The organism is Sphingobacterium sp. SGG-5 (genome assembly GCF_011043525.1).
In the GTDB taxonomy this organism is placed as follows: domain Bacteria; phylum Bacteroidota; class Bacteroidia; order Sphingobacteriales; family Sphingobacteriaceae; genus Sphingobacterium.
Genome location: NZ_JAAKGO010000006.1, coordinates 339,894 through 362,418 on the forward strand (window position 1 = coordinate 339,894; position 22,525 = coordinate 362,418).

The window sequence follows — 22,525 nt, forward strand, 5'->3', positions numbered from 1 at the left end:
GATATGCTGAAAAGACTTTTATTTATTGACCGTGATGGTACGCTTATTCTCGAGCCTGAAGATGAGCAGATCGATTCATTTGCAAAGCTTAAGTTTTACCCCGGCGCGTTACAGTATCTACCCAAAATTGCTCGGGAGCTGGATTTTGAGCTGGTCTTGGTGTCTAACCAAGATGGGTTAGGTACAGATTCCCATCCCGAAGCCAACTTTTGGCCTGTTCATCATTTTATCGTAGACACCTTTAAAGGGGAAGGTGTGACTTTTGTTAAAGAGCATATCGACCGGACCTTTCCACATGAGAATGCCGTTACCCGCAAACCGGGCGTAGGACTGTTGACCGAATATTTTGATGAGAAAGTTTACAATCTCAAGGAGTCTTTTGTTATCGGTGATCGTGTGAATGACGTAAAATTAGCACAAAACCTTGGTGCACGGGCGATATGGCTTCGCAATAACGATGATCTCGGGAAACACGAGAATGTGGAGATTGCGGAGGAATCAGTTGCATTGGAAACTGCAGACTGGAAGGCCATCTATGAATTCTTGAAGTTGGGCACACGGACGGGTGAACATCATCGTAAAACGAATGAAACGGATATCTATATTAAGATCAATCTGGATGGTTCGGGCAAGGCAGATATCGATACAGGATTGCCATTCTTTGATCATATGTTAGATCAGATTGCGCGACATGGTGCCGTTGACCTAACGGTTAAAGTAAAGGGAGACCTTCATATCGACGAACACCATACTATTGAAGATACGGGAATCGCGTTGGGTGAATTATTTTTAAAGGTACTTGGCGATAAACGTGGTATAGAAAGGTATGCTTACACGTTACCGATGGACGATTGTCTGGCACAGGTAGCACTTGATTTCGGCGGTCGTAACTGGATTGTTTGGCAAGCTGAATTCCTTCGGGAAAAAATCGGCGATATGCCGACTGAGATGTTTTTTCATTTCTTTAAATCCTTTTCTGATGGCTCTAAATCAAATCTGAATATCAAAGCAGAGGGCGATAACGAACACCATAAAATCGAAGCCATTTTTAAGGCATTTGCAAAATCGATTAAGAAGGCGGTGCGAAGAGATGCAGATAATATGCAATTGCCCAGTACGAAGGGAGTGTTATAAGAAGTACGATATGCGCCTGCCTGCGGTAGGCAGATATTGCGATGTGCGATATGAGATGAGTGATCTCAATACGCAATACGTACTACGCAATACTAAAAACAATGATAGGAATAGTCAATTACGGAGCAGGAAACATATTTTCCCTAACGGCAGCATTAGACCGTATTCACGTGCAATACGGCATGATCAACCGGAAGGAAGAGTTTGATCGGTATGATCGTATTATTATACCGGGAGTAGGCCATGCGGGTGCGGCCATGCACAAACTCCGGGACACCGGTTTGGTGGAAACCATATTAGCACTGGATAAACCTGTATTGGGAATATGTGTAGGTATGCAACTACTGACTGCTTTTTCGGAGGAGGGAGAAGCAGACCTATTGTCCATTGTTCCCTTAAAAACGTTACATTTCGATAAACGTATAGACAATAAGGTGCCGCATATGGGTTGGAATAGCATACATGTCGAAAACAGCCACCCCTTATTCCGCGATATTGCCGATAATGCTTACTTTTACTTCGTCCATTCTTATTTTATAGAGTTCGACACTGCCTACACCTTGGCACAGTGTACGTACGGTCTTACTTTTTCAGCGTCCTTACAAAAGGATAATTTTTTCGGTGTACAATTTCACCCCGAAAAGTCCGGGAAGTATGGAGAACAATTATTATTGAATTTTTCGAGCATAGTACTTTAAGCTATAGATAATTTTAATTTTTTAACTTTGACATTTTAAACACGTATCATGTATATTATTCCAGCAATTGATGTTTTAGACCAAAAGGTTGTCCGTCTTCGGGAAGGTTCTTACGACGATGTGACGACTTACCCTATTTCATTGGAGGAACAGATTGAAAAATACCATGCCAATGGTACTGAGTTGGTTCATGTTATCGATTTGAATGGTGCCAAAGGTGATTTTTCGAATCAATCTTATCTTTTCGATATCGTACGTCGTACCGAAATGAAAGTCCAGTATGGAGGAGGTGTCCGTAGTATTGAGAAAGTGAAAGAGTTGATTGATGCAGGTATATATCGCGTGATCGTAGGTACGCAAGCGATCACCAATCCTACTTTTTTGGAAGAATTGAGTCAGCTCAACGAAGGTCGGGTTAAATATGCGGACCATATTGTCATTGCCATCGATGTATTGGATGAGGTTATTAAATATTCAGGTTGGTTAGAAAGCTCACCGATCAAACTGATCGAATATATCGACAAATGTCTCTCTTTAGGATTCTATCGCTTTCTATGTACAGATATCAGTAAAGATGGCAAGTTGGGCGGTGCCGGCGTTGAGCTCTATCAAAAGTTACTCGATCATTCACCGATTATCAAATTGATCGGTTCGGGAGGTATTAGCTCTATGCAGGATATCGAAGCATTGAATGATTTAGGCCGAATGGAGTCTTGTGTAGTCGGCAAAGCTATTTATGAGAATAAAATCACGATCGAAGAAATCAAAGATTGGAATCTCAAGTCTTTGATTAAATTTTAGCTTAAGCTTATAACATGTTGGCAAAGCGTATTATTCCTTGTTTAGATGTTAAAGATGGACGGACCGTCAAGGGGGTCAATTTTGTTGATTTACGGGACGCCGGAGATCCGGTAGAACTGGCGTGGCAGTATTCCGAGCAAGGGGCAGATGAACTCGTTTTCCTGGATATCACAGCCACGCATGAAAAGCGCAAAACGACCATAGAGCTGGTTAAAGCTGTCGCGCGGCAGGTCAATATTCCGTTCACGATCGGCGGAGGAATTAACGAATTGGCGGACGCCGATATTTTGCTAAACAGTGGTGCGGATAAAATATCCATCAATTCGGCAGCAGTACGCAATCCACAGCTTATTGATGACCTCGCGCGGGCCTTCGGGACACAATTTGTCGTCGTCGCCGTGGATACGCGTCTTATTGACGGAAGGAATTATGTACACTTGAGAGGCGGACGGGACAAGACGGAGATCGAAACCGAACATTGGATTAGAGAAGCTGAAGACCGAGGAGCAGGCGAAATCCTGTTGACATCTATGGATCATGACGGCACCAAGAATGGTTTTGATAATGCTTTGTTGAAGAAGATTAATGAGCAGCTTCATATTCCGTTAATAGCCTCTGGAGGCGCCGGCAATTCACAGCATTTTGTGGACGTCTTTCAACAAAGTAATGTTGATGCGGCATTGGCAGCGTCAGTATTCCATTATGGAGAAATCTTGATACCGGAATTAAAAGAAACATTGAAGGCCGAGGGCATTGTCGTACGGTAATATAATAAAATATTGAAATAATGATAGATTTTGCAAAAGGAGACGGCTTAGTTCCCGTAATCATTCAAGACGCCCAGACATTGGAAGTGTTGATGTTGGGTTATATGAACGAGGAGGCTTGGCAGAAAACTCAGGCAGAAAAAAAGGTGACCTTCTTTTCGCGCAGCAAGGATAGGTTGTGGACCAAAGGTGAAGAGAGCGGTAATTTTCTGCATGTCGTGCGCTATCATATTGATTGTGACCAGGATACACTACTTATACAAGTACAACCGGAAGGCCCTACCTGCCACACCGGATCCAGAAGTTGTTTCCGCACCGATTTTAATCAAAACTTTTTGCTGCAATTGGAGCGCATTATCGGCAATCGGTATACTCATCCTACAGAAGAATCTTATGTCAACAGATTGCGAAATAGAGGACTGAATAAAATTGCGCAAAAGGTAGGCGAAGAGGCTGTGGAGACCGTTATCGCAGCTTTAGCACAGTCCGAACAAGAATTTATAGACGAGACGTCTGACTTATTTTTTCACCTATTGGTGCTTTTAAAAGAGAAAGGGGTTCCTTTAGAACGCATAGCCAAAAATCTCGAAAGCCGCCACCAATAGTTTTATTAACCGGACTGTCAGGCACAGTCCCTTAACAAACGAAGGGGGAAATCATGGATATCGTATTACAAGATACGTTAACAGGACATCAAAATCCTATTTACATATTAGCGAGTGACGAGGCAAACCGGATTCTGTATTCTGCCGGTAATGATAAGGGCGTTGTGGAATGGGATTGGAATACGCTGAAGTTTCGAAGGATACTGTGTGCCGTACCGAGTTCGGTTTACGCACTTCATGTTATTCCGGATACGAACCTCCTTGCTGTGGGTATGCGCTCTGGTGAAATCTATATCGTAGATACTGTCCAACAAACCTTGCAGGCGAAGTTGAAAGTAGATTCCGGTGCTGTCTTTTCCGTCAAATCATTGCCCGCGAAGCAAGAACTTATTGCTGTAGGGGAGGAAGGCAGGGCTTATATATGGAGCTTGGGGAATTTTGAATTGTTGTACACCTTCAAAATTTCAGATACGACGGTGCGGGTCATCGCTATGGATGAGGATGCACAATACTTGGCATTCGGCGATAAGAATGGTTTTGTGCATATCAGCAATACGGAGGACTATCATCCAGTGGCTACGAAACAGATACATGAGAAAGCAATCACCAGTCTGTGCTTTATGCACGGAAGCTTGTTTAGTGGAGCGCGGGATGCCAAGATGTACAAGCTTTCCTATCCAAGTTTAGAAGTACAAGCCGGTATTACGCCGCATATGTTCACCGTCTATGGTATTTTAAATTTGGATAACAGCTCCTACTTTTCGACTGTAAGCCGTGATAAGACCATCAAAATCTGGAATCAGGATCTTAAATTGCAAAAGAATGTTTCCCGGGACAAAGGCATCGATTCCCATTTCCTTTCCATCAATAGCCAAGCCTATCATCATCAATTAGGTCTATTGGCTACAGCCGGCGATGACAAGATGATAAAAGTTTGGCGGCTTAGTTACTGAAACATAATCCGGAGATTGAACCCAAAATACGTGTAGGAAGTCGCATAGTTCTGCGATGTGTATGGCCGAACCGCATTCGAATTATAAAACAACCGCAAATTGTAATACTGGTTAATGGTATAATCCAATGAGGGGCTGAACGAGATATTTTTGTTCCCGCCGGAAACCTCCGCCTGATTGATATCGGATCGATATACCACCGTTTTCCGGTCGTTAAGTGAGAAATCCACTTTAAAGTTGACATCATTGGTCCATTTGCGATCTTCAAACAACCCAAATGGGAGGCGTACATTTGCCTTGCGGTACCCTAACCCAAAAACAATCGACTCCTCCGCCATCATCGCCATCTGACTGTTTTGAAGGCTCAGGTTCATATCCCGTGTTTTCCGGTATTCCGAATTAAACGACATATTATTCGGTAGCCGCACATCCACCCCGATCAACGGTACAAAGCGATCGACCAATGTAATCTGACTGTATTGGTTTTTGGGTAGGAAGTTTTCATTGACATCTTTCTCTGTCGGTATACCGTCCATCTCCTGATAACGCAATACCGACGTATATCCGCCGACAACATATTGCGACTGGTACGAATGGTTCAGGTCAATGGAAGATATGATATCTTCCAGACCGAGTAGTGCACTCAACCCATTAAAAGTTATACGCCAGTTCGGCAACGGTATGCGGGGTTGGTTGTTGAGTTTGGTCTCCGTAATATCCTGCCCCAGATAAGTCGCTAAGAACGCATTTACCACCACATCCTGTTGGGCTTTGCCAAACCCATCCGCATAAGCTGATGTCGCACCCTGTCCCGTCTGCAGCCCCAATTCCTGAGACACCAGCATACTGTTTTCCTCAAACTTGCGGAACAGTTCGTCGCTGTTCTTAAAGGACGTACGGATGGCGATCTGTGAGATGGTATAGTTACCCGTAGTGTAGGGCGTCGTACTTTCCAACTTCTTGGTTACCGGATTGAATTCCATCGTAGAAGAATAGTTGTAATTGTCCACCCGCGTAGACGAAAGGTTAATACGCAGCCCCTTAATAGGTTCCAGATTTGCGGTTGCCGATAAGTTCTCCGCATACGTCTTCGTATACATATTCGTCTGCATCGGATCGCCCGATAGCCAACCGTTGTTGGCGGCTTTCATCAATATATCTTCCTGACTCCCGAAGAGAAAACCCCAACCCGGTGCATTCGCGTTAAAATCGTAGCCCAATATATTGCTCTTTGGCGAATATCCCGGTAAAAAGGTCCCTTCCAATCGTGTGTAGGCCGCATTTATTTGGCGCACGGAAGTCAACAGACCCACCAGAAAACCTGTCGTGCCTTTTGCTCCCCGGCCCGAGTTCTGTCGCAAGAACCGGAACTTGTTATAGAGGGCAGTAAAATTGAGCGTCGGATTGATCTGAATAGTACGGTTATTGAGAATGCTATTCCCCAAGTCAATATTATCGTCCTGTAACGACAGTAAAGGTTCACTTTGCCAATTGAACTGCGTGCCATATCGCGCGGTGACATCCACCCATTCCAGATACGGGATTTTCTTGATCGGCAGGTTGTACGTGATATTCATCATGTGGCTATAGTCCGTCGTACGTCCCATTTTCCAGAAGTTGCTCCAGAGCGTATCCCGCTTTATACCGTCCAGCCGACCCTCCGGCTCATCGATAATCGAATAATTCGTTGCATTAAAATCCAACCGTAATGACTTTGTCAGATCCCAACTGATACCATAAATACGGCTCATATTGAAATTCTTGTTGTAGTACGTGGGCAGTACATTATTCGTAGAGTTGTCGCGGAATGTATTTTCGTTGTATACCCGGTTTACCTCCATGCGGAAATTCAGCAACGAAGGCATCAGGTTGAAGTTGAAATCCTTGATAATGTCCAGATGCTTGGATTTGATCTTCTTGAAAGGCTCAAAAAACCTGCTCGATGGATTGCTGAACGTATAATCCAACAAACCGCGGTAGTTTTTTTGCAGTGACGTTGCCGTGTTAAAATCCCGATGATAATATTCATTAAACGCATACGAAAGACTAAAGTTTTCGATGTTCCACGGTCTCAATGGGCTTTCATTATCCATTTTGATCTTGCGCACATTGTTGAAGCTGAACGACCGCCGGGTGGTGTAATCCTGCGCCATCCGCAGTAAAGAATCCCGTTGGCGCTGTGACATATGCTCCAGTGCATCGTCCAAACGAATATCCGGTGCGTAAGGATTATATTCAGGCGTCGCTGTTTTATTGGAATAGTTGAAGTAAAACGGTATCACAATGCCATGACGGGGATGAAAAAATTTACCCAGTTCCGCATTGGTCGTAATATCAAAGAACATGTTGTCCGCCCGTTCTCGTTCCCCTATACGTTGCGACAGTGCGCCGAAACCTATGGTCGACTTCGTGCCCGAGATCGCTACATTCGCAAAGTCCGCCAGCTTCATATCCAGCCGGGCTGTTGCCGCCCATCCTCCCTTATCATCAAAGTCCGTCAGCCGCAGTTCGTTAAACCAGAATTCACCACTGATATCCGATCCGTTGTCCGTACTGTTGCTTGTCGAAGATCCCTGCAGCGGATTTCGCACACCGATCATATAATACCGCACCTTCGATATATCCGGCGTACCTACAATCGTGATGCGGTTGTCACCATCCATATATTCAAAAGGGATGTTCAACGGCCAAGGCTGTCCCGATAAGGTCGCATTTTCACGGGCCAACTTCGCATCCTGGAACAGCTGTATGCGAATATTCATACGGTTTTCCTCCGGCCAGATCAGATCCGGGGAGGACGTGCCGTATGGCGTGATCCGCAAAGGCATATCGTATTCGTAATAATTATTCTTGTCGTCCGTACCCACACGGATAAACGCCCGTACATCCCCGTTGTTGAGGTATTCCCCTTCCGCATGGATGAACATCTCTAATCTTCCATACGGTCGGAAATCGTGTGCAGCTGTCTTAAATGCTGCCCGTCCATAACCGTCCTTTAGTTTTTGCACATCAATACTCATGGCTTGCTCGTTGAGCTGTACATTCATATTGTTGTTGGCGATATCGATCTGCCTGTTGATGCCCGGAGGGACGACATAGGGGATAGGGTCTCGCTTTCCATTCTCCTCGATGCTCACATTGGCCACATTAAAGGTCGATCCATCATCCGGCACCACCACACCCAGATCAGGGTCTGCTATCACCTTGTCGGCCACTTGCTCGCTATTGTACCGGCGCCAGTCTCCACGAACGAATTGCAGCCGTCCGAAACGGACAACCGACGTATCTGCAAAATTGGTCATAAACATGCGGACAAAGCGGATGGACTTAAAATCTTGTATATTTCCTTCCCGGTTGTCATACGCACTCAGTGGGATACGGATTTTATACCACTTCGTGTCCAGATACGTACCATTGACATTCGCCCGTGTATTCACCTCATCAACGATAAAATTCTGCCCGACAACCATATCCTCCGGCCGGATAGACAACTTATATTCGTAATATTCATCCACCTCATTCATCGAATTGTCCCGGTTGATGTCCTCTCCATCGGGGCTCAGTGTATTTGCCGAATTTTCGACACCGAAATCCTCCCGCGATTGGTTGCTTGTCCGTGTATTTCCCTGGGTTCCGTTATAATGTTGGTAACGTTCCAATATACCGACGTTACGGTCGAAATGATTACCGCGGAAGTATACATAATCATCCGAAGAAGGATCTGTACTCAATTTCCCATAGGCACCTGGGTTTAAAATACCCTGCATTTGTGCCAGAAAAGTAGTGTGAAAAGAGCGTTCTTCTTCGTTCGTCAGCCCATCCAGCCCGACATCCTGATAGAGGCGGCTAGCGTCACTATTTTCGAAAGCCTGCACCACCGGTTGGTTTTTGATGACGTATCCCCAGGCCGTTTGATCGACATTAGATTTATCCCCTGTCGGCGATAAGCCATTTTCCAACGACTTACGTCCATCTTTCAGGATGTCTTCCGAAATATTACCGATATTGATATAGATATCGCCCCCTTCCTTGTTGGGGTTCGTCAGTGTAGGATCCATCATCCACATTTCCAGGAATTCAATATTCTGTGCCTCGAAATCCGTCTGATCGATTTTACGTACGATACCGCCCCAGCGGTCTTTGGGGTTGACCAGCGTACCGTCTGCATTGACATCTGTGGTATAGTTGTAGGGGCCGCGAAGCATGGGGTAATAAGCCAGATCGAGTGTCGGTAAGAATGCATCCCCACCTGTCTTTATTTCCCGGAAGGGAAATATTTCCTTTTCGGTCACTTTGCGTGTCCGATGGTCCAGCAGGAACTTCATATCCACGCGGGGGTTGAGGTCCGTATTCTGGTAGAATACCGGGTCAATATTGTAGAAAGCAAGATGTGCCCGATTGTAACCGTAACGCAGATCGTCACTCAGCTGCGACTCAGAGAACAGCCGGGGTGTACCCGAAATTTGCCAGTTTTGATAACCTTTAATATCAATGTAAGAGACGCTGTATTCAAAATTGTCGATGTAGGTCGTGCCCGTATTGCTATTGGCTGTATTTAACCCTCTGGGGTGTCCTGGAATCAGCTGGGCAAATTCACCGTAGAAGCTGATGTTGGACTCTTCTTTTGTACTGAGGAAGGGGAGCTTATCCACCATGCGGGTCAGCCAACGCGACGGTGCATTGTAGGTAATATCCGCACCTAACATCGTATTCGAGATCGGTTCCTGCCCGATACTTACCTTTTCCGATAGCGGCTTTTCGGTCAGCTTCATGACCGTGGCACCGACAAACAGGTTTTTATTGGCCATATAGTCGAATCGACCTCCGATCAATGACTTCTGTTGTAGGCCGAAGAGTGTTTCATCTTCGATAGATATCGTAATGGGCTGCCCCGACATCACGAGTGCCGGATTTAAGATACGGAGGTTGCCAATGGTATAATCAATACTATAGTCTGTTCCTTCCTGCAGCACCATACCTCCCGCCATGACTTTGATGGAGTTTGGGCGCGGGTTGATAATACCCAGCTGAAATTCTGTTCCTGAGCTGGAACTATATCGCCCCTGAAGCCGATATCGGTTTTTATTGGGGAATTTTTGCTGGGCATCCGCCTGCGTATGAGTGTACAACTCCGGAAAAGTGTATTTCTCGATTAGCGCCGTTTCCCCACTGGCAAATTGACCCGCCAGATCTTCGCCGAAAGGTTCGACAACCGGGAAAATCAATTTTCCACGCTGGGTTTCGATCGTAATATCCGGAAGAAAATCAAAAAGTCCGTCGGACCCTATCGCCTGATTTTGGTTAATCCGATCCAGTCCGGTGAGCTCCAGCCAGCTTTTGTCCGCTGTACGACTTCCTTCATACAGCATCGGGCGCTCTGTTCCCGTCTCGTCTTCCGTGCGGTAAAGCTGAAGAAAGAAATTATTGTCTGAAATATTGGATGCATTTAAGGAATAGATGTTTTTCATCATCAGATCCCATATCGGCAGGTTGGTCTTGAGTGTCTCGTTTTTTAAAAGTTTGGTGTACAGCATCTTCGGATCCGATGGTGTCACCGGAATATCGGTGCTAAATTCCCCCACCTGATATTCCCTTCCGTTAGCAATATACCTATAGGCCACTGACAGTACCTGATCCTGATAAAGCGGATAGACCAGCGAGATGTAACCCAATCGCCTGTTGACAACATAGTCCCGACCTTCCACCAGCTTGCGGGCGTAGGTCAGTTTTGCATAATGGTCATTGGGGCTGGCACTTCCCCCGGAGAAGAAATTCTGCACAAACACACCATTAGACTCCCGTCCCTGCTCGCCCAGCTGTGTGAGTAAGTCGTTGGAAAGCGCAGGCCCGATTTCGCCGGGAATACCTGTTGACGGCAATCGCGACGAACCACTATTGATGGTACTATAATAGGGCTGATATTCACCCAGATCCATCAGTGCCAGCACATCGCGGGCATCCTCATACGAATTGGAGCGGTTACTCATCCACACCTCGATCTGGGTGATGTTGACCGAGCTGTTGATGACCGGTGCCATCGCCAGCGCCTGATTGTACGTATCCCTGAAATATTGGCCCAGAAAAAAGTGTTGATTGGCTTCGTAATTGTCCAGCTCAATGCTGAACTCACTTTCCCGGGATCCATTGGTAATCGTGATCTGCTTTTGATCCGATCGCTGCTGTGATAGCAGCCCCGTAAACATCAGCTTGCCAAATTGAAGTTGTGCTTTGATGCCGAAAAGTGATTCCGACCCTTGTATTAATGTCGAATTCAACGCCATATTCACATTCCCGATCTCCAGTCGACGCAGGATATCATCGTCTTTAGCGACGTAGTCAAACCGGATTTGATTTTCAAACCCGAATTGCGCCTGGGAATTGAAGTTGGCGTTCAGTCTGACATTTTCTCCGATCTTACCCAACATGTTGAGGTTGACATTTTGATCAAAATCAAATCCCCATTGTTTTCGTTGCCGCTCGTCGAACAGCGGATTTGCATTCGTGTTATATTGTCCCATGAGGGTAATATCCGCAGATCCGCGGGGGATGATATCGATGGTGTTTCCGCCAAAAATCTTTTCAAAGGTCGGACTGTTAATTTCTATCAAAGGAAAAAGCCGCCGCCGCCGCTCTTCCGCCAATTCTTTTTCCGCCAGCTCCTCCCAATAGTTCTTCTGCCGCCTTTTGAACTCAAAATCTTTATAGTCGTCGAGCGACAAGTATACCGGAGGTCTGTATAGTTGAGAACCTAATTTGTCACGGATGATATATTGATTCGTACCCGGATCAAAAATAATTTCACGTTGTATATTTGTCGGATAGGGGAGGGTAAAAGGATCGTATGATTTCGGAAGCTGGAGGAAAGGCTGGTCGTTAAAATGGTACGGAAGCGTCAGCGAATCCTTTTTTGCAGTAGGAGCGCTAGGAAGATATTGGCCAAAAGCATCTGATTTCGCAAAGCAGATAAACAGAAAGCACAGATATATTGGGCCAAGATTCTTCAAAAATATTTAGACTAACGATTGCTCAAAAAATTATTCCCCAGCTGATTTTGTGACAAATATCCGTCATTTTCCGTAATAAAACAAAAGTGGAAGTAGCGTGTTGGCTACAATTTTTTTAGTGCAGCTTTAATCATCCCTTCGACTGTAAGCGTGCTGTCTGCCTGTACAATACCCGATAGGACCTTCTCCACCTGATTTTTGGAGAAACCAAGCATAATCAACGCTGACGATGCTTCTTCCGGGACGGTTTGTTTGGTGTCCGGTATAGCCAAGAGTGAATCACTTCCTTGCTTTTTCAATTTATCCTGCAACTCCAGAATAACCCGCTGTGCGGTCTTCGGCCCAATACCCTTAATCTTCTGTATCAGCGCCACCTGCCCATTAATAATAGCCGATTGCAGTTCTTCCGGAGAGCTCGACGAGAGCATCATACGTCCCGTGTTCGGACCGATACCCGATACAGAAATCAGGTGATTAAACAGCTGACGTTCCCCTTCGGTGGAGAAACCGTATAAGGTATGCGAATCTTCCCGTACCTGAAAAGATATGTAAAGTTTACAGGTCTCTATCTCTTTGATCTGTGCGAATGTGGTCAAGGAAATATGGATATGGTATCCAATACCCCCTACTTCCAATATGACGTGGGTGGGGGTTTTGGATACTAATTTTCCGAAGAAATAATCATACATAAGCAGCAGATTTACAGCGTTGTTTCATGCGATTGCGCATCAACCACCGCGATGGTGACCATATTCACGATCTCCCGGACCGAGCTATCCAGCTGCAGCACATGTACCGGTTTGTTCATACCGATCAAAATAGGTCCTACAGCCTCCGCATTGCCGACCTCCTGCAACAGTTTATAGGCAATGTTACCCGATTCAAGGTTCGGAAAAATCAAGGTATTTGCAGCCTCTCCTTTTAACGTGCTAAACGGAAAGTTGCTGTCCAAAAGCTCCTTATTTAACGCAAAGTTTGCTTGCACTTCTCCGTCGACGACGATTTCCGGATACTCGCGGTGCAATACTTTCACCGCCTCCCGTACCTTAATAGACGTGATTCCATCGTTTGAACCAAAGTTCGAATACGACAACATCGCAATACGTGGTTTGATATTAAAACGTTTGACCGCCTTCTCGATCGATACCGCAATATCGACAAGTTCTTCCGCTGTCGGATCCGTATTTACCGTCGTGTCAGCCAAGAAAAGAGGCCCTTTGGAGCTCAGCATCATGTACATACCAGCCAGCCGGGTTCCTTCCTTCGCACCGATGACCTGTAATGCCGGTCTTATTGCAGACGTATAGTTTCTTGTCAGGCCCGAGATCAACGTATCTGCATCTCCAAACTCCACCATGCTCGCGGCAAAATAATTGCGATTTGTCATCAGCTTCACGGCATCGTGCCGGGATACCCCTCGACGTTGTCGTTTTTGAAAGAGATGTTCCACATATTGCTCAAAGCGTGCAGTCTTTCGTTCCTCCAACGGATCGATGATCGTCACGTTGTCCAGTTCAAAAGCGTATTCGTTCATCAGCTCCCCAATCTTTTCCTTATTACCCAAAAGAATAGGAACCGCGATACCCTCCTCTTTGACAATCTGTGCCGCCCGCAATGTCTTGTAATTGTCTGCTTCTGCAAAGACCACCCGCTTCGGGTTATTTTTGGCGACTGCTGTCAGGTGACGGATGATGCGGTCGTCCTTGCCCAGTCTTTTCTGTAGCTCCTCTTGATACCCTTCCCAGTCTTCGATCTTTTTACGGGCCACGCCCGATTCGATAGCCGCTTTCGCCACCGCCATAGACACCTCGGTGATCAGACGCGGGTCGGTAGGTTTGGGAATCACGTACTCCGGACCAAAGCGCAAGTTGTTGGTGTTGTAGGCTTGGTTTACTTCTTCCGGTACCGTTTGTTTTGCCAGTTCCGCTATCGCATGTACCGCAGCAATTTTCATTTCTTCGTTGATCGCTGTGGCACGTACATCCAATGCGCCACGGAAGATATAAGGGAATCCCAGTACATTGTTGACCTGGTTCGGGAAATCCGAGCGGCCTGTACCCATAATGATATCCGGACGCGTCGCCATCGCCAGGTCGTAATCAATTTCCGGATTCGGGTTCGCCATTGCCAGCACAATCGCCTTATCCGCCATGGTTTTCAGCATTTCCGGTGTTAGGACATCTGCTGTTGACAGTCCAATAAACACATCAGCTCCGTTGACCGCATCCGCTAAGGTATGCAGATCAAGCTCTGTTGCCCATTCCGCTTTCGTTGGCGGCAATTCCTCCCGGTCTTTACGGATGACGCCCTTGCTGTCCAGCATGACGATATTTTCTTTTTTCGCCCCTACCGAGACATACATCGCTGTGCACGAAATAGCTGCAGCGCCGGCGCCATTGACCACGATCCGGATATCGGCGATGTCCTTGTCTTGCAATGCACAAGCATTGATCAATGCCGCACCCGAAATAATCGCTGTACCATGCTGGTCGTCGTGCATGACCGGAATATTCAGCTCTTCCTTAAGACGGCGCTCAATTTCAAAACATTCAGGGGCTTTGATATCCTCCAGGTTAATTCCACCAAACGTCGGCTCCATGGCTTTGACGATCGTAATAAACTCGTCGACATTTTTGGTGTCCAGCTCGATGTCAAAAACGTCGATATCTGCAAAAATCTTAAACAACAGCCCTTTACCCTCCATCACCGGCTTTCCTGCCTGTGCACCGATATCACCTAATCCCAGTACAGCCGTACCGTTACTGATGACCGCGACAAGGTTGCCCTTAGCCGTATATTTATAAGCATCTTCAATATTTTCAGCAATAGCCAGACAGGGTTCTGCAACCCCTGGCGAATAGGCCAACGTGAGATCACGTTGTGAATTATAAGGTTTTGTGGGTACAACTGCGATTTTTCCCGGGCGCCCTTTCGCGTGATAATCCAAAGCGTCCTTTTTTCTGTTGATACTACTCATTTTTATTTTAAGCTATTTTGAGACTTCAAGTAAGGGTACAAACTTAGATAAACTTGCTTTTATATGCAATTATAATCGCGTTGCATAAAGAGGCAAGTTAATTATTTCAGATTATTCAATACGGTAAACATTTTCTGGCGCATGGCCGTCGCGCTCCCGGAATAATTATAGAGGAGCAGGGCAAAAGTGTATTGTTTGCCCGACTTGGATGTCTGGTATCCCGTATACCCCAATGTGCCCCGGATTGTACCACTTTTCATGGTCATTTGGTTGATCGTCGGGAGACTGCGCTGAAAGGATGTATACCAAGGCCTTGACCGTGCATACTGCATAATCTTGGCCATCGCTTCCGCTGTCACAAAGTTTTGAGGCGATAGCCCCGAACCGTCGATCACATTGATCTCCGCTTCCGCAAGGCCCAATCGCTGCGTCCAATATTTTTTAAGGTACTCCACGCCATCCGCCGTGTTGGTTTTTTGTCCTGTCATCTGCGCGATACTTTTCAATAAAGCTTCCCCGTAGAGATTGATGCTCTTGTGGTTGAAGGGATAGATGATATCGCTCAATTTGGGCGATATGTGGATATGGAGTTCTTTACTTTTTGTCGGGAAGACCGCACCTGCTTCTACCAAGCGCTGGCCTGTCGTCACCGTATCCACAACCGGAATGCCCGTCTGTGTCAGAAAATCCCGAAGGTGATATGCCAGATCGAAGGCTGGGTCGGGAAGGGCTATTTCGACTGTTTTTTTTAGCCCCTGTGCGAATGTCCCTTTGAGATATATTTTGTCCAGATAAGGAGCCGTATAGGCAAATACCTTGTCCCCACTTCCCGTATGGCCTACTTTGACCGTATTAATCAATTGCAGATAGGCAATATCGGTAGAAGTTTGTGCAATCTGTGCCGGACTGTTTACGCTGCCCGTTCGGAAGATAACGCCTACTTTATTCTCTCGCCAGTTGAGGCCCGAGATACCCGCACCGTAATAATTTCCTATGTCGTTCCAAGGCCATCCCCCCGGTACCTCGTGTCCATCGTAGAGACGATCATCACCGATCACCCGCCCTGTTACCTGTGTGATACCTGCTGTTTGAATAGCTGTTGCCCACTGTTCCAATAGGCTTTTTTCATCACAGCCTTCAAATCTGCTGCTGCCTAAAGTTGGATCACCGGATCCCTGAACGACGATATCGCCATGTAAAATACCCAGGCTATCGATGTCGCCCGTGTAATACAGTGTAGTTTTATAGGTATAGTCGGGGCCGAGGAGATCCAGCGCGGTGATCGAGGTTATCGTTTTTAACGTAGAAGCCGGTGGTAACCCGAGATGGCTGTTTTTGGCATAGACGACAGCGCCCGACTGGCCGTCGATGACGTGGAAAGCGGCTGTGCCGTGTCGAAGCGTAGGTTGGTTGGTCAATGTGAGGAACGCTTCGTTGAGCCGGGTAGCGATGTCTTGCGCTTTTAAAGAGATTTGAGCGGATAATAGAAGAAGAGAAAGAGTAATGTATTTCTTCATTGTCAGTGGATTTATAGAAATCGACTAAAGTTAATGATTTTTCTGATGATTTTGTTTGTTCGATGGGCTATGTGTTGGGTAAACATCTATCTTTTACGACAGATCATGTAGCTTTTATGTTCGACACCATACCACTGAATGTGTAAACGTGCTTTTTACACCCCTTGAATATTGGCGAAAATGCGAACCTTTTTGTCGAAAAAAAATTGTATAGCCCAATATTTCACTAACTTGCATTGTTTTTCAATTAATGGATTATGTCACATAGAGAGCGATTATCAGCGATAAGGAAAGCGATGCAGTTGCAGTCGATCGACGCGTATATCATTCCTTCATCAGATCCACATATCAGTGAATATTTACCGGAACGGTATAAATGTATCGCCTGGGCGTCAGGTTTTACCGGCTCGGCAGGTACCTTGGTCATCACGCAGGACTTTGCAGGGCTGTGGACGGATTCGAGGTACTTCGTGCAGGCAAAGGCACAGTTGGCGGCCACCGGTTTTGAGTTGGTGCCGTTGAAAGTCCAAGGGGCAGCGGAATACGCGAACTGGCTGGGCGAAAAACTGGATATTGGAAGTAAGGTGGCCTTTGATGGTCATATCGCTTCACTGTCAGTCGCGCAGACTGTAAAAGATACACTGGACCCTTTGGGTATCGAAGTGGATGGGCACGTCGATGTATTGGGACAGATATGGACAAACCGCCCGGAGCTACCGAAAGTAAAAGCATTTTTACTCGAGGAGGCGATTACCGGGCAGTCTACCGCGTCGAAGATAGCAGCGGTACGGGCGGCATTGAAGAAAAACCGCGTCGATGGGCATTTTATATCGACTTTGGATGATGTCGCCTGGCTATTGAATATCCGTGGACAGGATGTGCCTTGTAACCCGGTGGTATTGAGTTTCGCTTATGTATCCAAAGAAGAGGCTGTTTTATTTATTGACTTGTCGAAGTTGGATCAGGCCGCGGTGCAGACCTTGCAGGCAGCTGGTGTGCAGCTAAAAGGTTATGAAGAGGCTTTTGATTTTGTCATGGATCTGGCCATCGGCTCTATTCTGATTGATCCGAAGCGTACCTGCTTTGCGGTGTATGATCATATCCCAAATACGGTGAGCATCGTGGAAGACATCAACCCTTCTACTTCCTTGAAGGCGATAAAAAATGAGGTGGAGATTGCGCATATCCGGGAGACGATGGTTAATGACGGGCTGGCGATGACGAAATTCTTCAAATGGCTGGAAGATAACCTGAGTACAGGGGAGATGTCGGAGTTGTCCATTGCAGCGAAGTTGCGGGGATTCCGGGAAGAACAACCGGGATTTGTGGACGTGAGCTTTACGACGATTGCAGGTTATTTGGATCATGGTGCATTGCCCCATTATTCGGCGACGCCGGAAAGCAATTATAGCCTCCGACCGGAAGGACTGCTATTGGTCGATTCGGGGGGGCAATACCGGACGGGGACGACGGATATCACGCGCGTAATTTCTTTAGGGCAGATCACGCAGGAGCAAAAGGAGGATTATACACTGGTATTGAAAGGGACCATTGAAGGAAGCCAGGCCATTTATCCAAAAGGTACAAGGGGATATCAGATTGATGCGATTACCCGTCGGCCGTTATGGGCTACCTTGCGTAATTATGGACATGGCACGGGGCATGGGGTAGGCTTCTTTCTGAATGTGCATGAAGGGCCGCATGTCTTTAATGCTTCCAATATCGATATCGCGATCGAAGAAGGGATGATTACCTCGATAGAGCCGGGTCTTTATCGGGAGGGTAAACATGGCATACGTATCGAAAACCTGGTGTTGTCCCGAAAACAGGGGAGCTCCGTTTTTGGTGATTTCATGGCATTTGAGACGTTGACCATATGTTACATAGCGACGGACTTGGTGGAAAAGGATTTGTTGGATCAGACACATATTGATTGGCTGAACGGATATAACCAATGGGTCTATGATCAGTTGTCGCCGAGATTGAACGAAGAGGAAAGAAATTGGTTGTGGGATAAGACGAAAGCAATATAAGAGGTGAAGTGATGAAGACGCAACGTTATCATGCATTGGATGTGTTTCGGGGAGCTACGGTAGCCTTGATGATTATGGTCAATAATCCGGGGACATGGAAACATATTTTTGCACCATTGCGGCATGCGGATTGGCATGGCTGGACGCCAACGGATCTGGTATTCCCGTTCTTTTTGTTTGCCGTAGGCAATGCAATGGCATTTGTGATGCCGCGCCTTCAGGCGGGCGGCCCGGCTATATTTTGGAAGAAAGTGATCAAAAGAACGGTCATCATCTTTTTAATCGGGCTTTTTATTATGTGGTGGCCGTTTGTACAATGGCAGGGGGAAGAACTGCTTTTTAAACCGTGGGTCAACCCGGATAATCCGGATCAGGGAATACGGATTTTAGGGGTCTTACAACGTATTGCTCTGGCCTATTTTTTTGCATCAATCTTGGCTTTCTATTTTAAGCCGAAGGCAATTATAGGTATTTCAATAGGTATATTATTCCTGTATTGGGGTTTGTGTGCTTTCTTGGGCGGAGAAGACCCCTATAGTCTGGAAGGCTGGTTTGGGACGGCGATCGACAAGCAGGTACTAGGCGTGGCGCATATGTATAAGGGGGAAGGCGTGCCTTTTGACCCGGAGGGCTTAGCAAGTACGCTACCTGCTGTTGTTCAGGTGGTCTTTGGCTACTTGACAGGATTGTTTATCCGAAATCAGGGGCAGGTGGACTGGTTGTGGACGAAAGTTCCCCCGTCGAAAGAACCGCATTTCAAATTACTATCAGGACTTTTTGTGACCGGGTTTCTTTTGATTGTATTGGGCTATGTTTGGTCCTTTGGGTTTCCGATTAATAAAAAAATATGGACGAGTTCGTATGTGCTGTATACGGCCGGGCTGGGTGTTTTGGTGATTGCGACGATGATCTGGTATATCGAAGTACAGGGGGTGAGAAATCGGGTGACGAAGTTTTTTGATGTGTTCGGCAAAAACCCGTTGTTTATATATGTGCTTAGTGCACTTTTGATACGTTTTGTAGGCTTGTTCCGGATTCCAGCTGGTTTTAGTGAAGATGGCATGCAGTTATATACAACAGCATTTGCCTGGTTTTACAAGCATATTTGTGCGATGATACCTGGGCCACCCGAGCTCGGCTCTCTTGCGTATGCGTTTTGTTATATGCTGTTGATGTGGGCTGTCGGGTATATCTTGGACAAGAAAGGAATCTATGTGAAGGTTTGAGTTGGAGTAACACTAGTCTCTTTTTATTTTTAATTTTCACTTTTTAATTTCTATCTTTGCGGGCAATTAATAATTTTTATAACACTTTAATATTATTCAAGAATGTATTTAAGTAAAGAATACAAAGCTGGTATCTTCAATGAATTTGCAGGATCAGCTTCCAACACAGGTTCTGCAGAAGGCCAGGTAGCTTTATTCACAAAGCGTATTGCTCACTTGACAGAGCATTTGAAAAAAAACAGAAAAGATTTCAATACGCAGTTTGCACTACAAAAATTGGTAGGTAAGCGTCGTTCATTGTTAGCTTATCTGTACAAAAAAGATATCGAAAGATACCGTGCTATTATCAAGGCATTAGGTCTACGTGATATTATCAAGTAATCTTTAGCGATTAAAAAACAAAAGCCATCTACATAAAAGTGGGTGGCTTTTTTCGTATGTATAAACTCATTTAATATTCGATTGGTGAATACGAAGCTTTTTATCTAATTTTGTGCAACTAAAAAAGTCAAATAAAATCGATACATGAATTTTTTGAAAGAGGCCCATGTATCACAAGTAGAACACAATGAGTTATAACGAACAAAAAGTTACAATTGAAATGGGGGGCGGTATGGCTCCTATCGAATTGTCTACCGGCAAATTGGCGAAGCAAGCTGATGGTTCGGTGGTATTGAAACAGGGTGCAACGATGTTGCTGGCAACAGTCGTTTCATCAAAAGAACCAAAAGCAGGCGTGGATTTTCTTCCATTGTCTGTAGATTATCAAGAAAAATATGCAGCTGCTGGCCGTATACCGGGCGGATTTTTACGTCGTGAGGCCAGACTGTCGGATTACGAAGTCCTTATATCGAGGTTGATCGATAGGGCATTACGTCCACTCTTCCCCGAGACATATCATGCCGATACACAGGTTATGGTGTCATTAATATCGGCAGATAAAGATATTATGCCGGATGCGCTTGCTGGATTGGCGGCGTCAGCGGCTTTAGCGGTGTCGGACATCCCTTTCAATGGACCGATATCGGAAGTCCGCGTAGCGAAAGTAGATGGTCAGTTGGTGGTTAACCCGACACTTCCTGTATTGGAAAATGCGTCTTTGGAATTTATCGTGGCAGGTTCTGCTCAAGATATCGTCATGGTAGAGGGAGAGGCAAAAGAAATATCAGAAGCTGAAATGGTAGAAGCTATTGCTTTTGCGCATGAAGCGATCAAAAAGCAAGTTGCAGCACAGGTCGAGCTGGCACGATTAGTCGGAGCGGAAGTTAAACGTGAATTTAATCACGAGCCTTCGGATCTGGCTTTAAGAGAGCAGGTGTTTAGTGCAACGTACGATAAAGTATATGCTGTGGCAAAATCGGGTTCGGCGAAACATGAGCGGAGCGAGAAATTTGCCGAGATTGGTGAGGCCTTTTTTGCAACATTGGGTGAAGAGATCGAAGAAGATACCGCTTTCTTATTGAAGAAATATTATCACGATGTACAGTATGAGGCTGTTCGTAATCTGGTTTTAAATGAAGGTATACGTTTGGATGGCCGTGATGTGCGTACAGTGCGCCCGATTTGGTCTGAAGTCGATTATTTGCCTGCAGCACACGGATCAGCAGTATTTACACGGGGTGAAACGCAATCGTTAACATCGGTAACATTAGGTGCAAAAGATGATGAACAGATGATCGATGGTGCCTTTATCCATGGGTACAACAAGTTTATCTTACATTATAATTTTCCAGGCTTCTCTACGGGAGAGGTAAGACCGAATAGAGGTCCCGGCCGTCGGGAAGTAGGACACGGAAATCTGGCTATGCGCTCGTTGAAGCAAGTTTTGCCAGGAGCTGAAGAAAACCCGTATACTATTCGTGTGGTATCGGATATTCTTGAATCGAATGGCTCGTCTTCTATGGCTACGGTATGTGCGGGAGCATTGGCATTGATGGATGCGGGAGTGAAGTTGAAATCACCGGTATCAGGTATCGCGATGGGATTGATTACCGATGAAAAAACAGGTAAGTATGCGATTCTTTCGGATATTCTCGGTGATGAAGACCACTTGGGTGATATGGACTTTAAGGTGACAGGAACGGCGAATGGTATCGTCGGATGTCAGATGGATTTGAAGATCAATGGTCTGAAATGGGAAGTGTTAACACAAGCTTTGGATCAAGCCAAAGAAGCGCGTCTTCACATTTTAGGCGAAATGAACAAAACCTTGTCGGCGCCACGTGAAGACTATAAACCGCATGCACCACGTATTATCCAACTGACGATTGATAAAGATTTCATTGGAGCTGTCATTGGGCCAGGTGGAAAAATCATTCAGGAGATGCAACGTGAAACAGGTGCTACGATTTCCATTGAAGAAGTAGACAACAAGGGTATCGTGCAGGTATTTGCGGACAATAAGGCTTCGATAGATGCTGCGGTATCCCGTATCAAAGCGATCGCTGCTAAACCTGAAATCGGCGAAATCTATGAGGGGAAAGTGAAGTCTATCATGCCATTTGGTGCATTTATAGAAATTATGCCGGGCAAAGATGGTCTATTGCATATCTCGGAGATCGACTGGAAGCGTTTGGAGACCATGGATGGTGTATTTAAGGAAGGAGATACGGTGACGGTGAAGTTGTTGGATGTCGATAAGCAAGGTAAGATGAAGCTTTCCCGTAAGGTGTTGTTGCCTCGTCCTCCAAAAGAAGATAGGCCTCAACGGGACCAAGCGCCTGCACCTACGGCATCGGATGCGCCGGAAGCGTAGGGTCAGCAAAAGTTTTATTCATCATAATGCAGTAAGCCCCATTGAAAAATGGGGC

The 22,525-nt window shown here is 45.9% G+C and carries 14 protein-coding genes; 10 read left to right on the top strand and 4 right to left on the bottom strand.

Annotated features, from left to right (window positions below; genetic code table 11):
* The first annotated feature begins 3 nt into the window (after positions 1 to 3).
* The 6 genes from hisB (at position 4) to G5B30_RS11810 (ending at position 4,958) form a co-directional block, all read left to right on the top strand.
* Positions 4 to 1,134: a bifunctional histidinol-phosphatase/imidazoleglycerol-phosphate dehydratase HisB gene (hisB, locus tag G5B30_RS11785; protein ID WP_165320189.1), complete on the top strand. Its 1,131-nt coding sequence runs from the start codon at positions 4 to 6 to the stop codon at positions 1,132 to 1,134.
* 101 nt (positions 1,135 to 1,235) lie between these two features.
* The gene (gene hisH / locus G5B30_RS11790) at positions 1,236 to 1,832 is read left to right on the top strand and encodes an imidazole glycerol phosphate synthase subunit HisH (protein ID WP_165320190.1); all 597 of its coding nucleotides are present in this window, start codon (positions 1,236 to 1,238) and stop codon (positions 1,830 to 1,832) included.
* A 48-nt stretch (positions 1,833 to 1,880) separates the two neighbouring features.
* Positions 1,881 to 2,633: a HisA/HisF-related TIM barrel protein gene (locus G5B30_RS11795; protein ID WP_165320191.1), complete on the top strand. Its 753-nt coding sequence runs from the start codon at positions 1,881 to 1,883 to the stop codon at positions 2,631 to 2,633.
* Positions 2,634 to 2,647: 14 nt separating this feature from the next.
* Positions 2,648 to 3,400, top strand: a complete 753-nt coding sequence (gene hisF / locus G5B30_RS11800) for an imidazole glycerol phosphate synthase subunit HisF (protein ID WP_165320192.1) — start codon at positions 2,648 to 2,650, stop codon at positions 3,398 to 3,400.
* A 20-nt stretch (positions 3,401 to 3,420) separates the two neighbouring features.
* The gene (hisIE, locus tag G5B30_RS11805; RefSeq protein ID WP_165320193.1) at positions 3,421 to 4,005 is read left to right on the top strand and encodes a bifunctional phosphoribosyl-AMP cyclohydrolase/phosphoribosyl-ATP diphosphatase HisIE; all 585 of its coding nucleotides are present in this window, start codon (positions 3,421 to 3,423) and stop codon (positions 4,003 to 4,005) included.
* A gap of 53 nt (positions 4,006 to 4,058) precedes the next feature.
* On the top strand, positions 4,059 to 4,958 hold the full coding sequence (locus G5B30_RS11810) for a WD40 repeat domain-containing protein (RefSeq protein ID WP_165320194.1): 900 nt from the start codon (positions 4,059 to 4,061) through the stop codon (positions 4,956 to 4,958).
* On the opposite strand, the gene sprA is transcribed toward G5B30_RS11810, so the two are convergent.
* From sprA to dacB, 4 genes are all read right to left on the bottom strand, one after another.
* The gene (gene sprA, locus G5B30_RS11815; RefSeq protein ID WP_240903190.1) at positions 4,952 to 11,962 is read right to left on the bottom strand and encodes a cell surface protein SprA; all 7,011 of its coding nucleotides are present in this window, start codon (positions 11,960 to 11,962) and stop codon (positions 4,952 to 4,954) included. The genes G5B30_RS11810 and sprA overlap by 7 nt on opposite strands.
* A 104-nt stretch (positions 11,963 to 12,066) precedes the next feature.
* Positions 12,067 to 12,651 (bottom strand): Holliday junction branch migration protein RuvA, encoded by a 585-nt coding sequence (gene ruvA / locus G5B30_RS11820; protein ID WP_165320195.1) that lies wholly within the window; start codon positions 12,649 to 12,651, stop codon positions 12,067 to 12,069.
* Positions 12,652 to 12,662: 11 nt separating this feature from the next.
* Positions 12,663 to 14,939 carry an NADP-dependent malic enzyme gene (locus G5B30_RS11825; protein WP_165320196.1) on the bottom strand — a complete coding sequence of 759 codons (2,277 nt, stop codon included), beginning with the start codon at positions 14,937 to 14,939 and terminating at the stop codon, positions 12,663 to 12,665.
* Positions 14,940 to 15,040: 101 nt separating this feature from the next.
* Positions 15,041 to 16,456 carry a D-alanyl-D-alanine carboxypeptidase/D-alanyl-D-alanine-endopeptidase gene (gene dacB, locus G5B30_RS11830; protein WP_165320197.1) on the bottom strand — a complete coding sequence of 472 codons (1,416 nt, stop codon included), beginning with the start codon at positions 16,454 to 16,456 and terminating at the stop codon, positions 15,041 to 15,043.
* Between the two features lie 257 nt (positions 16,457 to 16,713).
* Between dacB and G5B30_RS11835 the strand changes: the two genes are divergently transcribed.
* The 4 genes from G5B30_RS11835 to pnp all read left to right on the top strand — a co-directional run bounded on the left by G5B30_RS11835 (position 16,714) and on the right by pnp (position 22,470).
* The gene (locus G5B30_RS11835) at positions 16,714 to 18,489 is read left to right on the top strand and encodes an aminopeptidase P family protein (RefSeq protein ID WP_165320198.1); all 1,776 of its coding nucleotides are present in this window, start codon (positions 16,714 to 16,716) and stop codon (positions 18,487 to 18,489) included.
* Positions 18,490 to 18,500: 11 nt separating this feature from the next.
* The gene (locus tag G5B30_RS11840; protein WP_165320199.1) at positions 18,501 to 19,715 is read left to right on the top strand and encodes an acyltransferase family protein; all 1,215 of its coding nucleotides are present in this window, start codon (positions 18,501 to 18,503) and stop codon (positions 19,713 to 19,715) included.
* Positions 19,716 to 19,817: 102 nt separating this feature from the next.
* Positions 19,818 to 20,096, top strand: a complete 279-nt coding sequence (gene rpsO, locus G5B30_RS11845) for a 30S ribosomal protein S15 (protein ID WP_165320200.1) — start codon at positions 19,818 to 19,820, stop codon at positions 20,094 to 20,096.
* A gap of 187 nt (positions 20,097 to 20,283) precedes the next feature.
* Complete coding sequence (pnp, locus tag G5B30_RS11850; RefSeq protein ID WP_165320201.1) at positions 20,284 to 22,470, top strand: polyribonucleotide nucleotidyltransferase; 2,187 nt, start codon at positions 20,284 to 20,286, stop codon at positions 22,468 to 22,470.
* Positions 22,471 to 22,525 lie beyond the last annotated feature (55 nt).